A 14,608-nucleotide genomic window follows, 5' to 3' on the forward strand; every position below is an offset into this window, starting at 1 on the left:
TTCAAATGTCGGCTTAGCTGTACTATAACAGCGCCTTGTTACTGTTTCAGTGACGCACATCACACCGACTGACTTCTCTAGCTACATCGATTCTATAGCCAACTGAGAGCCGGCTCCCGCCTCCTCCGCTGGCCACACAATGAGCTTGCGCGGCAGACGCGAACGAAGCTCAGGCACGTGACTGATGATGCCGACAGTAAGCTTATCGTTATGAAGCCGCTCCAGTGCGGTAATAACCGTCTCCAGCAGCTCCGGATCTAGCGTGCCAAACCCTTCGTCAAGGAAAAAGAATTGCAGCGGGTATTGCCCCCGCAGCTGAATTTGTGCCGAAAGCGCCAAAGCCAAAGCCAATGAGGTCAAGAAGGTCTCACCACCGGAGAGTGTAGAAACCGGACGACGGACGCCGCCATTGGCATCGTCCCGGATGACAAATCCGCCACCGGAATCTACCTCCAGCGAGTAACGCTGCTTAGTCAGGTAACGCAGACGCTGGGAAGCCGACTGACTCACCTGCATCAGCTGCTCCTCCGCAATATACTCTACAAAGGCATTTCCGCGCAGGCAGGACTGCAATTTGGACAAGCGTTCGCTCTCCCGCCCAAGAGCAAGCCGCTGCTCCTCCAATTCCATAAACCGGATATGACGTTTACGGAGGTCTTCCAAATCCCGCTCAGCGCGCGCTCTTGCCTGCAGAGCCTCCTCATCGGCTAAACGAACCGCCTGTAGCCTCGCTGAAGAACGATTCCAATCCTCTTCCTGATATTGGTGGGTGCCAAGCTTCTGTTCGACGTCACGAAGCCTCAGCGTCCACTCCCGCTGCCCTTCCCGATGCTTCTCCACCAGCCGGGCACATCGTTCGCTTTCTGCTGGGGTTAAACAAGCTTCCATGACGGCGTTCTCTGTAGCAAAAGGCGATTCTGCCAACTGACTCTCCCAAGCTAGCTTGGCTGCTTGGTGCTGTTCCTGTGAAGTTCTTGCAGCCTGTTCGGCAAGCGCTGCCTCCTTAGCTGCACGCTGAGCCGCCTCCTCAGCCTGTCTACAGTGGATCCTGGCTTGTTCGGCTGATTCCTTTAGCTCCGCCATTTTGGCCCGGCACTCGGCCAGCAATTCCTCTGCCGGCCGGTCACCAATCCATGCCTGGAGACGCTCTTCCTTATCCTTCAGTCCATCCGCTTTCCCTTCTCGCTGGGCATCCCATTGAATCAACAGCTTCTCCAGCTCATTAAGCCGCTGTTCCAAGCGCTGGACGGCCTGCTTCTTCTCTTCGATAAATGGAACGCTGCGTTCAAGCCCTTCCTTTATCGACTCAGACTCCGCATCCTTCACCTGCATTTGCTGAAAGCGAGCGGCTGCCTCCTCCAGCAAGAATTCAGGCTTACCCTCCTGCCAGGAATTAAGTATATCTGCTGCTTCCTCTTCCAAACCGGCAAGCTGATTTCGAAGCTGGTTTTGCTGTAATTGACTATTTTCAAGTGAAGCCGTCTGTTTCATCATCTCTTGCTGACAAATAAGGAGGCTCTGCTGGGAACTGGAAGCTTCCGCACGGCAATGAGCCATGGCAGTCGCCTGGGATTCGACCGCTTTCATCAGCCATGAAGCATCCGATGCAAGCTTGTCCACATCGTCCAAATGATATTCGGCGGTAACAGTGGATGCAGCCGCCTCCTGCCATCCCTGTTCCTGTACTCGCTCATCCATATTAACGTCAAGCTGCTCGTCACCGACATACGTCTCCATCTGCGAACGCAATTGAGCTGCTAGCCCTTCTGCTTCCGTATGCTGCCCCCTTAGGGTTAATCTGGCCTCCTGGATTTGATGCGTGATCTGTACCAGCCGATCCATCTGGTCATCCAAGGTCTTTGTGGACTGCCCGGATCCAGCTGCCGGAAGAGGATGATGTTCACTACCACATACAGGACAAGGCTCACCTTCCCGGAGTTCAGCAGCCAGTGAGAGGGATAGTGCATGGAGCTGTTTCTCACGAAGCGATTGATTCATCAGCTCTTGCAGCCTGGCGGACGCCGCAGCAATCCGATCAGCAAAAGCCAAAGCATCAGCTGCGTCCTGCTGTAAGCGTCCCGTTTGCGAAGAGAGCTGTATGTACTGCCGCCGCAATTCCTGTTCCTGCTTCCGGTAATGGCCCAGCTTGTCTTCCTGCTCCTTCACCCGGATCTGTTGTGACTGTTCCTCGGACTCCACTTTATGCTTCTGCTTTCGGTTAGCCTCCAGCTCCTGCACCTTCTGCATTGCCATATGAAGTGTCTGACGTTCACTTGAACGAACCTCAAGCCCTTTCAGCTTGTTCTGCAATTCCTCCTGCCGCTTGCGCCCGCGTTCGAGCAATTCTTGCTCCTTCTGCAGCTGTGCAGTTACCCCTTCAAGTTCTTTGCGAGCCTCCACCCGCTGCATATCCAGCCTGGCCAGTTCCGCACGTAAAACGTCACGTTCCTTCTGCAGCACAACCGCTTGCTCCAGCTGCTGCTCTCGCAGCACCAGCTTGGGTTCCTCTGCGCGCAGAGCTGCCTGGGCAGCTTCGTCTGCCTTGGTCGCAAGCTCCGCGGCTTTCTGAGCGGATGCAGATTGTTCCGTATGATCTTCGGCCGTGCGACGCCTCAGGTCCCATACCTTGCCGGATTCCCGCCATGCTTCAAGCGCTGGAAGAACGGCCGCTGCTGCCCCAGTCAGTTCAAGCCGGCGTTCCAGCTGCTTCATCTCTTCCTCATGAAGGGCAAGCTCATCCAGCTTTCCCTGAAGCCGTCTTTTTTCCAAATCCAGTTCCCGAATCTTCCCCAAAGCTTCATGCGCTTCCATGGCAACCTGCAGTTGATCGCGGGAGGAAATCGCATGTTTCTGGGCTTCTTCAAGGGCTCTGGTCGCTTCATCCAAAGCTTCTATGCCTGCATGACCCAACCCCTGCTGTTCAGCTTCGACGGATTTGAGTGAACCATCCGTATCCTTGACTCGGCGACTGAGCTTGATCGCAAGCTGGTCACCGTACCGCTCCAGATGAAACAGCCGCTGCAGCATCTGCCGACGTTCACTCCCCTTTAGCGAGAGAAATTCAGCAAATTTACCTTGAGGGAGAACGACCGCACGGGTGAAGTCATCCATCTTGAGTCCGATTTTCTCTTCAACGCAGCGGGTTACATCAGCCAGTTTATCCGCCATGACTTGGTCCCCTTCGGGTGTAACCTGAATAAATCGGCTGATGGTATTGCTAATGGAGAGCTCATTGACCCTTTTGAATTTGCGTTCTACCCTGTATCGCTCCTGCCCGGCAGCCGAGGATAGTTCAAACGTGAAGGAGACGGACAAACTGTCCTCCGAATGGTTCATGATGCCTTGGGTCCCGTTAACTGCCCGCTCCACTTTTCCGTACATAGCCAGGGTGATGGCATCCAATAACGTGGATTTGCCGCTTCCCGTCGGGCCGAATATACCAAAGAGTCCCGTTTCACACAGTGTTTCAAAATCAATTTCCTGCGTGCTGCGATAGCTCTGAAGGCCGGATAATTTCAACAAAATCGGTTTCATCTAAGAGGTCACCTCCGTCCCGTCAGATTCCTCTTCCTCTATAAGCTCCAGAAACAAGTCGACCAGATGGTCTTCCGGCTCCGCCCCTCCCGTTTGCCGCTGATAAAACTTCCGGAACAGATCCGGCAAAGGCAGCCGGGAACGTTCACTCTCAAGCTCCAGCGCCTCCATCTCCGGATATACCGGCCGGATGTGGATAATGCCTTCCCTGCTCTTGCGCAGCCGCTGTATGTCGGCAAGCCCCATCGCTTCTGTCAGGGTAACTTCAAGATCTATAAAGGCATCAGGATCTCGCTTCTCATCAAGCCAGCGGTACACTTCCTCCAAGCCACCTTTGGCCTTCCAGCGTACAAGCGGGCGGCCGCAGCTGAGAAACAGCTCCTCTATCACGGGAACCCCGCCTGGTGATACGTCAACCATAGTCACTGATTTGGCTTGCCCCGCCTCCGAGAAACTGTAAGCCAGCGGGGAACCGCTATAACGGATAATCCCTTCTCCTTTTACAGCCTGGGAGCGATGCAGGTGACCAAGCGCTGTGTAGGATGCACCAACAGAGAGTGCCGACGGATCAACCGTATAGGCTCCCCCAACCTGAATTGGACGCTCGGAATCACTCTCAACGCCGCCAAGAACATAGATATGGCTCATCGCCAGATTGACCGTCTGCGGGGAAAATTCCCTTGCCATCATTTTCATTAGTTTTCCGACTCTCTCACTATAAGCACGGCGGAGTTGATCCTCATCCCCATCAACCGAGAGCAGCTCGTTAAGCCTGGCCTCAGATGGATAGGGGAGAGCTGCAATTTTAGCCGTTTCTCCGGTGCGTGCAGCGGTGACCGTCACCGCTTCAGCGATCGGAGTCCCGATCAGCGTAATGCCTCTTGTGGCAACAAGCGGCGTAACCGAGGCTACCCGCTCCGGCTGATCATGGTTACCTGCTATGACCACCATAGGGCGGCCTCCCTCGGTAAGTCTAGCGGCCGCATCGTAGAATAGCTGCTCCGCTACAGCAGGCGGATTAACGGAATCATAGACATCGCCTGCCATAAGGATGAGGTCCGCCTGCTGATCATCTGCCAGCCTGACCAGCTCATCCAGAAAGCGTTCCTGTTCTGCGATCCGGCTGCGGCCTTCGAGCGTGCGCCCCAGATGCCAGTCTCCCGTATGCAAAATACGCATCGCTAATCACCTCTCCCGCTTTAAACTTTTAATAGATGTATGAATGGTTATAATTGAACGGCATGTCCTCCATCAAAGAAGAACAGCCATTTTTCAAACACCGGCTCGCCTAAAATATCCTCCAAGGCTTTTGCATATACATCCAGCTGGAAACGATACTGCTCCGTTAAGGCTGTGATGCCGCCGCGATGCTCCAGCACGCGGTCTGTCTTATAATCCAGGAGCACAAGCCTTCCATCAAGCCTGAACAAGCAGTCCACCACCCCTTGGATCAGCACCGTTTCATCCTGAAGCAGCTGCATATTCGGTTTGTCCTCATCAGCTTGGTCTGAGATTCCATCCATGAAAGCGAGTCCTTGATAGGCTTCACTAGCAGGGAGTGCGTAAGAAAATGGCATCTCCCGCCAAATATCCTCAGACGCCAAAAGGTTTTTCCCTATCACGCTGTCAAAAAGGCTGCTAATTTCCATCGGCTCCACAGCGGATGCCTGCTCGCCGGTAATGATTTCTTTCTCCAGAAGGTAACGGATGGTTTCTTCGATCTCAGATAGCGGCTCTGCTGCTCCCTTCAAGCGCTGAAGAGGCACATGCTGCATAATCGTGTGATAGACCGTTCCTCGCTCTGCAGGCGTCAGCTTCGTGGATTCCATAAATTTAGGCCTGCGCAGGTTCAGCGTGAAAGAAGAGCCTTCTCCCACACGCTCCTTGCTCTGTTGTTTCACGGCCTGTTCCTCCAGCAAATCCAGAGAAGGGCTGTCCTGTAATGCCAGCAGCTTCTTCATCTCCGTAACGGATGTCTTGGCCGAAATTCGGCTAACCGCCTCATAGGGATAGTTCCAAGATAAACGCTGATATATGGCTGCTCGCAAACTATCTGACATTGCTTCCTCCGTAAGGTTTGCGGATTCCACAACGACGGGCTCTAGCTTACGGAGGGCATCCAGCATATGTTTCCGATCATCGCTTTCCGCCTGATCATGATCCAAGTGACCTTCCATCACCTGCGCCAAAGATTCAGGAGTTTCAACTGAAAGGATCCATTCCGATCGGTCATCCCGTAACACACGAGAATTCGACTGACCGGATAGACCGGCCTTTTCTCGAAGTGCTGCCGCGGACGAATGTCGTATCAGGGCCGGACCGATCCAGTCCAGATAACTCCGCCCCCGGGCCAGAATGTAGTCCGGCAGAAGAAGCTCAGGGTACACATCAGCTTGTGCCCATGCAGACACCTTCTTTGGTAAATCCTTCACCGTACCGACCAGAATCATCTTCTCTTTAGGCCGTGTTAGCGCAACATATAAGACCCGCATCTCCTCAGCCAACAGCTCCAGCTGTGATCTGCGCCGAATCGCCAGATTGGGCAGCGTGGGATAGCTTACACGCATGTCTTCATCTACGAACTTCGGTCCAAATCCCAGTTCCTTATGCATCAGGAAAGGGGAGTTTAAATCCTGTTGATTGAAGTTTTTGGACAACCCTGCTACGAACACAACCGGAAACTCCAATCCCTTACTCTTATGAATGGTCATTAGACGTACAGCATTACCCTGGCTTTCCGCACCGCCGGCGGCGCCCAGATCTCCGCCGCGTTCCCGAAGGCGGGAAATAAAGGTCAGAAAACGGAATAGCCCTCTGGAGGCAGTATCCTGTTCATACTGCACCGCCCGGTCATACAAAGCCGTGAGATTGCCTTGGCGCTGCTTGCCGCCCGGCAAACCGCCAACCCAATCCAAGTAACCCGTTTCGCTGTATATTTGCCAGATCAGATCACTAAGGCTCCCCTGGCGTGCTTCCCGCCGCCAGCGCTGCAGCCGATCCATAAACAAGCCAAGTTTATATCCCAGTTCCGCTGATATTTCAATCGTCTGTCGATCTTCCGATAATGCAGCATCGGGTAACTGACTGCCTGCAACCAGCTCATGACTTGCGGCTGCTTCAGCCAAACCTGGCAGTTCGGCACCCGGCGTCCATCTTCCATCGACGAATTCAATAGAATGTGCTGTATTCATAACAGATGTCTTGGCACTTAACGACACCGCAGCCTTAAGCGCATCATAATAAGTCCCTTTGGCGCACAGACGCACTTGAGCCATCTCTTCTTCTGATAGTCCAAGTATCGGTGAACGTAATACGGAAGCCAAAGGAATGTCCTGCAGGGGATTATCAATCACTTGAAGCAGCGATAAGACGATCTCTACTTCAGTCGCTTGAAAATACCCTTTGTTCTGCTCACCGAACGCTGGAATCCCTGCTTGCCGGAGCTCCTCAATGATGAGCGGTGCCCATACCATGGTAGAACGCAGCAAAATGACCATATCTCCGTAACCTGCAGGCCGCATCGATTTCAGTCCCTTGTCGTAAACCATGAGCGGCTTCCCGCTTTCGCCGGTCATTTCCCGGATTCGGCGGGCAATGGCGCGCGCCTCCAGCTGGGCGGTTTCCATTTCGAGTACCTCCGACTCAAGAGGAGCCCCTTCCTCTTGAGCAGCGGATTCATCAGAGGATTCCTCTGGCCCTTTTCCGAGACGGTCAATCAGCAGTAGTTCAGGTGTGTAGGGGTTAGCCTCTTCCCCCACTTCCTGTTCCGGGAAGGAAGCACCGCATACAAGCTCTGCCCGCGCATCATAAGCGATCTCGGCTACGGACTCATTCATAATCTGCCGGAACAGCAAATTGACGGCGTTCACCACTTCCATCCGGCTGCGGAAGTTTCGCGCCAGATCGATTCGGATGCCTCCTTGGGTGGATACTACATCCGAAGAATATGTCTTGTATTTGTCAAGAAACAGTCCAGGCTCCGCCAGACGGAACCTGTAAATGCTCTGCTTCACGTCACCAACCATAAACCGGTTGCCCGGCATCTCTCTTGCAATCAGTCGAACAATATCCTCCTGAACACTGTTCGTATCCTGATATTCGTCAAGCAGCACTTCATCAAACTGCTCGCGGTATTCCATCGCCGCATCGGAAGGCATCGTATGGCCCGGGACAGAATCGGGGTGGCGAAGAATTTGCAGGCAGTAATGCTCAAGATCGTTAAAATCGACCATCCCTTTAGCTGCCTTGGCTTCCCGGTAACGCTCGTCAAAAGCGATAACCGTCTCAGACAGTTCCATCATTAGCGGGGCTGCCGTGTGAAGCTCCTGCAAAAATTCCGCTGCCGGACGACCGAACAACGCGCTCTTCAGCTCGTTAACAGTTTTCTTCACATTGTCCCGCAGCTCTTTCACCTGCTCCTGAAGCTCCGGCAGCACGTCATCCTTCCGGACGGATTTGAGTTTGCCAAAGGACGCATCACGGAATAACCCGTACAGCGATTCCCATGGCGAAACATCGATCGATTCAAGCAGGGAAACAACAAGTTGCAGGTCCTCATCCAGAGTGTCCACATACGGCGCAGGCCCTCCCGGCTGCATCGCAATCGCCCTGGCTTGCTGAAGCAAGCCGGCTGCTCCATTCAAAGCCAACCGTGCATCAGCCAAAATGCTCTGAACCCATGGCGTTTGTCCAAGAGCCTCGGTATCTTGCACCTGGAAGCCGGCAGCCGTCTCCCTAAGCCAGTGTGCCGGCCACGAGTGACTCCGTGAGAAATCATAGAGACGCTGCACGAGACGGTACAGCGCATCGTCCGTTCGCTCGCCGCTGAACCAGTCTGCCAAACGAAGAAAGAGGCTCTTCTGATCTCCCTCGGCCTCTCCATACTTCTCTTCAAACAGCTCCTCCAATATATCTTGCCGCATCAGATCGGCCTCATGTTCATTGAGAATCCGGAATCCCGGATCCAAGGGGATTAATTGGTAATAACGCCGAATGACCTCCATGCAAAAGGAGTGCAGCGTCGTAATCGACGCCCTGCCGAGCAGAGCCAGCTGACGGCGGATATGCTCATTATCCGGATCACGGTCCAGCTCACGCTCAAGTGCTTCCCGGATTCGTCCCCGCATTTCTGCAGCGGCGGCTTTGGTAAAAGTAGCCACGAGAAGCCGGTCTACGCTAAAGCCCGCGGTAACGTCCAGTATTTTGCGTATAATCCGTTCAACAAGCACAGCCGTTTTCCCAGACCCTGCTGCAGCCGCAACCAGCATGTCATCGCCTGATTGCACAATGGCTTTCCACTGGTCATCACTCCACATGCTGCCTTCGGGTTTAGCTATGATCTCACTCACGAGTTCTCTCCTCCCTTCGGATGCCCTAGCAGATCCCACACCTGATCTTTACCGGGCTTGCCCAGCAATTGATATTCGCTTCCCTCAATCGCCTCGTCAAACTGACATACAGGCCGGAAAGAGCAGTATGTGCAGGCCGTTTCCTGCTGAATACGGTACGGTTCAATAGAGACGTCGCCGCCTGTAATACGCATGCCAATCGTCAGCATGTTCTCCCGAACGGCGGATAATAAAGTCTCCCATTGGTCAGGCGTTGCGACAGCGGCGCTGCTGTAGAAGCTGCCATCCGTTTTGACGGCAACCGGCAGAATAGCGGAGTGTCCTTTTTCAAGGGAGGTATCCATGAGAGAAATGGCTTCACGGTCTGCTAGCAGCAGACCCTTCATTTTGTAGCGCTTAAGCAATTCTTCTGCCGCTGTCTCGGGCGTCATACCATTAGCCGATTGCAGCACCGGATCATGAACGTGGAAATACAGTGTCCCCGCAGGCAGAGCCTGTTCGCCGAGCCAGTCCTCCGCAAATGTCAGCAGCACATCGAGGTAGGTCAGCATTTGCAAGGATAACCCGTAATAAACCTCGTGCAAACGCAAATCCTTCTGGCTGGATTTATAATCAATGACCCGGAGCATGATGCCTTGCTCTCCTCGAGCCATATCAACACGGTCAATCCGTCCGACAATCTCCATCTTGACCCCATTCGACAATTCAAATGTCAGCGGTGGCAGTGGCTTGCCCGGACCAAAGTCGAGCTCCAGACCGATCGGCTCGAATTGGCCGCGTCTTGCTTGTTCACCCAGGATTACAGACGCTCTGCCTACGATGTTCTTGAGCTTGCGTGATATATATCCGTATCGCTTGGAGCTCAGCAGTATTTCGCCCTGAAGCATCGGAGCGAGCCGATCAACAGTGGCTTCCGCCTCACGCAGACATTCCTCTGCTGTCAGATCCCCCCAGCTTCGATGCTGTGATTGAAACTTCACCGCCATGCTGCTTAAGGCAGCGTGAAACAGCTGACCAATGTCAGGTGCCTGGAGTCTGTATAGCTGTCTCTCTCTCAGCTTCAAACCATGAGAGGCAAAATGAGAAAACGGGCAAGCCACAAAACGTTCCATTCGGGATACGCTTGTTCGAAGCTTCGTACCATATAACTGCCTGCTGGTCTCCTGCCTGAGTGACCGTGCTTCATTCCGGTAAGACAAGGATGAGAGCATCGAAGATAGACGCAGCCTTAAATCAGGCTTCTCTGCGTACCAGTTATAAACATGCCACCACACATTCGGGATGTCTTCTCCATTCTTCCAATCGCGCAGCCTGCCCGTTAAGTAAGCAAGCGTGTTGTCCGGATGCGCTGCGTAGCGTTCCTGCTCATGGGCCGATTGTCCTGCATGCGGCGTAGGAAACAAAGGAATTTCCTCCAGCTGGAACATCAGCTTCAGCTGACGGATGACCTCGGAGGGCAACAATGGCTTACCTTCTTCGTCCGCTGCAGGGTAACTGACCCACAGCTGCTTGCTGGCTAAAGTTAGTGCATGGTAAATGAGAAAGCGCTCATCCAGCAATCTCCGGGAAATACTCGGAGCAAGCTCCAGTCCCTGCTCTTCAAGCTGCACCCGTTCCGGTTCTGTCAGAATGCCATCATCCTGAAACTGGGCTGGAAGAACACCATCATTAATCCCGAGCAGGAAAGCGTACTTCAACCCGCTGGTACGTGTCCGATCCATGCTGCCTATGAGGACCTGATCCAGGGATGGAGGCACAAGAGCCATTTTCATTTCCGTCAGACCTGTGCCCAGGATACCTGTAAACATATCGGTGCTCAGCTTCTCCGCACCCATCATCTCTACAATCTGGTCAAGCAGGCCCAGCACAGCTCCCCACACCTGACGATGCTCCCGCGCTTCTTCGGGTCGCCCTGCATCCAGAGCTGCCCTGCTTAACAGTTCCAATTTGTCTGGAACGGCGGTTTCCTCCAACAGCCGATATACAGCAGTGCTCTGTTCCGTTGCATTCTTGGCCTTCTTCATCCGTTTCTCAAAAGCATGCAGGGGACCTGAAATCATTTTCCTCGCATACTCGATATCCTGCATACCCTCCTGATTAGCCGCCTTGCTCTCGCTCTCTCCATCTTCTAAAGACAGGCTCGGAATCCCTTTCCACGGACGGCCATCTGTCCAGCGAGAGCCGTGAATGCCGCAAGCAAGGACATGATTCTCCAGACGGTCCATGTCTTCGCGGGTAAGTGAGCCGTCCAGCGGCAGCAGCAGATCTGTCTTGACACAGCGAAAGACATCTTCATACCGCCACCGCCGTTCAATGACATCCAGAGCTGCGCGAACAAATTCGACGAGCGGATGGTGCAGTTCGCTTCGCTTCTGGTCCAGAAAGTAAGGAACGCCGTATTCTCTGAACAGCGGGCCCATGAGATGCTCATACTCCCCCATGCTCCGAACAAACACGGCCATATCCCGGTACCTTGCCCCTTCTTCCCGTGCGAGTCGGACCATTTCGCGGAGAGCTCCTTCAATCTCCGCACGGCGGTGGCTGGCAGCGTGCAGAAGAAGACCTTTCCCGGTATCAATTTCGCTGCCCTGAGATTCAGTTCCGGCAGTTTTGTTCCAGCGTATCTTTCGATCATAGCCGCGTTCGAGATGTGCCAGCATAGGAGATTCCTGAAACCGTGGCAGCACATCGGGACGAAGCAGGCAATGCTCTGTATCAAGCCCGAGCTCATCAGCAATCCCTTTAAGCTTTATGTATGTCACCGCGGTAGGATGAAACAGATCCAGCTCATGTGGAGTATGCCCGTCCATATAGGGCTTGTCCAGAGTCAATGCAATGGTAACATGACGGGCATGCAACATGATCTCCCGAAGCACCCGATACTCCTGCGGCGTAAAGCCGTAGAAACCATCGATCCAAATATCAGCATTCTTTATATATTCAGATTCCGTCACGCCCTCTGCCAAGGAGACCAGCGTGTCTTCCTCATCCATGTAGAGCCTAGAAATCTCAAGCTCAAAATCACGAAATACCGTCACCATATCCGCCAGCTTGCGCCTTAGTGTAGGGGTATTTCCTTGTGTTGAGGCCAACTGCTCAAGCTGCTCCTCCACACATGAAGCATCAATGCAATATCGCTTCATTTCCGTGTACAGTTCACTCAGCTTGCCAACGAAGCCATGCTGCTCTCCCGATGCACCGAACAACGGGAGCTCCTCTTTGCGTCGCCGTAAAATTTTATACAGCAGCATCCGCTTGCCTTCTTCGCTGATCGCCATTTTGGCCGCTCCGCCGGTTTCCTGCATGACTCGATAAGCGAGCCGCCGGAAGCTGAGCACTTGCGCTCTCATCATTCCGCGCACGCCTCCCGCATTCACGAGTGCATGCTCCGCTTCATAGGATCCCTGCTCAGGCACGATGAGAATCATGGGATTGCCCTTCGGGTCCTGTTCCAATCGCTCGATCATCTCTTGGCGAATCGCCGCACTCTTGCCGCTGCCTGACCTGCCGATAACAAATTGAACACTCATGTTCTTGCCATGCCCCCTCTACATCGTCTAGTCTACTAAAAAGGGCAATTCCATCGTCTATAAAACAGATAGTTTGCGCTGAAATCATCCCTTATACCGATGAATCTATGTTTGAATATTTATATAAAACCAACCTGATAACGAGTTCTTTATACTTAAAGATGCTGATTACTAGTATAGCATAAGTATGGAAGGGTGGAACATACGTTTGGATTTCATTCCCTTTCCAAAATATTGCCGGAAACCAAAAAGGACCCTGCCATTATGGTTACCCATCCATGCAAGGTCCTTCTCTTGATCCGCTGCTAATCGCAGCCATAACCTGTTACAATTTTGATTTGCTGCGCACTTCAAACACGGCAAACTTCAAATAATGCCCTTCGTCAACTCCCAGAATTTGCGGATGATCCTTGCCAGCTGCCCGCCATTCTACCAGACGGAGAATTTTCCCAGCATCTTTCGCTGCGTCCTGGATCGTTTCCAGAAACAAATCCGGCCGCATATGGTACGAGCAGCTCGCGGTCACCAGATAACCGCCCTCATTCACCAATTTCATGCCATGAAGGTTGATGTCCTTGTACCCGCGGCAGGCTCCTTTGACCGCTGATCTGGTTTTGGCAAACGCCGGTGGGTCCAGTATGACCACATCCCAAGAGCGTCCTCCTCCCGCAGTCAACGGTTTGGAGGTATCCACCTTCTTGTCCCCTTGGGCGCGCAGCTCCCGTTCTTCCAAGCCCTTTACCTGATTGCGCAGATATTGGAAGGCATCGTCCACCACAAACTCCACGCGATCCTGGAATCCATTCAACTCCACGTTCTCTTTGGCACTTTCAATGGCATGTTCCGAGATGTCGAGACAGGTTACCTTCTTCGCGCCGTACTTGCATGCATGGAGCGTGAAGCTGCCCGTATGCGAAAAGCATTCCAGCACCGTAGCACCATCCCAATACGGAAAAGTTACTTCGTTTCCGCTTTTGTTCACCGGCAAGGCTCTTGTTTCACCGTCACGCTCAATCGCCTGAAGCGTAATCCCGCTCCGGCTTCCCCAGCCAGTCATTAACGGTTTGATGGATGCTCGGTTCTCCCGCTGATCAAAGAAATATCCGGTCTTCTGGCCCTCTTCGATATCCACTTTGATCTTCAAGCCGTTCTCCGTTACGGTGACGTGACGCGGGCATTCCCCATACAGGATCCCTTTACGCTGTTCCAAACCTTCCAATTCCCGAATGGACACATCGCTCCGCTCATAAATCCCTTTTGGATGCAGCACCTCAACAAGGGCGTCCACGATCTCTGTACGGCAGCGATCCATACCTAGCGTCAGCAGCTGCACAACCAGCACGTCAGCAAAACGGTCTACGATCAGACCCGGCAAAAAGTCAGCCTCGCCATATACGAACCGATAGGCATTCTCGTCCGTAATAAACCGTTCCCGATGTTTCAGGCACTCTTGAAATCTGGCAGTAAAGAAAGCCTTGTCCATTTTCTCAAGCGGCTCATACGAAACGGTGCGCACGGTAATTTGAGATTGTGGATTGTAGTAACCGGAGGCGAGAAACCGGCCTTGATGGTTTAGCACCGAAACGATGTCGCCGGGAATTGGCTCACCTTCCACCGAAGCAATTTCGCTTTTATAAACCCAGGGATGTCCCTGCTCCAGTCTCTTTTTTCGACTGCGCTCCAAAATAACCGATGGCACTTATATGTCACTCCTTAGATTGTCCCTGACGAATTCAATAGGCATGCATGTCCGCCTAGGGTCATATACGTAATTAGAAAAAGCACCTGCTCAAACCTAGCTGAGAATGCGATTCAGGTACTTTAAATGCGTAATGCGTTGTCTTAGTTTTCGTAAGCTTACACTTTATTTATTAAAAATGCGTGTTCAAAAAGGTCTGTTTTCAGCACCGAAGCTTATGCTTCCGATGTGCGTTTTTGCAAAACGCTTTAGTTGGATGAAGCAAGGGACGTCAGGAGCGGAGCGTACGTTTGGTACGTGAGCACCTGAAATGTTTCCGCAGAAACATGCTTCGGAAGCTTTTACTTAGGCCCGGCTGAATTCAAAATTCGATGCTGAGTAACTTCCTGATTCTTTCGTGTTAGATATAGAATTTATTCGTTATCAGCAGAGCTGATGAAATTCTATATCGCAAGAAAACCTACCTTGAATCGCGGTCGCTCACCCTTGATTGGCAT

5 protein-coding genes are annotated in these 14,608 nt (G+C 52.8%); all 5 read right to left on the bottom strand.

Annotated features, from left to right (window positions below; all coding sequences use genetic code 11):
* Positions 1 to 81: 81 nt before the first annotated feature.
* The 5 genes from ABEQ74_RS21280 to ABEQ74_RS21300 all read right to left on the bottom strand — a co-directional run bounded on the left by ABEQ74_RS21280 (position 82) and on the right by ABEQ74_RS21300 (position 14,111).
* On the bottom strand, positions 82 to 3,534 hold the full coding sequence (locus ABEQ74_RS21280; protein ID WP_430124122.1) for an AAA family ATPase: 3,453 nt from the start codon (positions 3,532 to 3,534) through the stop codon (positions 82 to 84).
* A complete protein-coding gene (locus ABEQ74_RS21285) occupies positions 3,535 to 4,713 on the bottom strand; it encodes an exonuclease SbcCD subunit D (protein WP_430124124.1) in 1,179 nt (392 codons plus the stop codon).
* Positions 4,714 to 4,760: 47 nt separating this feature from the next.
* Positions 4,761 to 8,849 carry a helicase-exonuclease AddAB subunit AddA gene (addA, locus tag ABEQ74_RS21290; protein WP_430124259.1) on the bottom strand — a complete coding sequence of 1,363 codons (4,089 nt, stop codon included), beginning with the start codon at positions 8,847 to 8,849 and terminating at the stop codon, positions 4,761 to 4,763.
* 29 nt (positions 8,850 to 8,878) lie between these two features.
* A complete protein-coding gene (addB, locus tag ABEQ74_RS21295) occupies positions 8,879 to 12,412 on the bottom strand; it encodes a helicase-exonuclease AddAB subunit AddB (protein WP_430124125.1) in 3,534 nt (1,177 codons plus the stop codon).
* Between the two features lie 325 nt (positions 12,413 to 12,737).
* Positions 12,738 to 14,111, bottom strand: coding sequence for a class I SAM-dependent rRNA methyltransferase (locus ABEQ74_RS21300; protein ID WP_430124126.1), 1,374 nt, complete (start codon positions 14,109 to 14,111; stop codon positions 12,738 to 12,740).
* Positions 14,112 to 14,608: the final 497 nt, after the last annotated feature.

The organism is Paenibacillus solani, assembly GCF_050475945.1.
In the GTDB taxonomy this organism is placed as follows: Bacteria; Bacillota; Bacilli; order Paenibacillales; family Paenibacillaceae; genus Paenibacillus_AQ; species Paenibacillus_AQ solani_A.

Coding starts and splice junctions, on each gene's coding strand:
- ABEQ74_RS21285 (WP_430124124.1), bottom strand. CDS start 4,713: ATGCGTATTTTGCATACGGGAGACTGGCATCTGGGGCGCACGCTCGAA.
- ABEQ74_RS21280 (WP_430124122.1), bottom strand. CDS start 3,534: ATGAAACCGATTTTGTTGAAATTATCCGGCCTTCAGAGCTATCGCAGC.
- addB (WP_430124125.1), bottom strand. CDS start 12,412: ATGAGTGTTCAATTTGTTATCGGCAGGTCAGGCAGCGGCAAGAGTGCG.
- addA (WP_430124259.1), bottom strand. CDS start 8,849: ATGTGGAGTGATGACCAGTGGAAAGCCATTGTGCAATCAGGCGATGAC.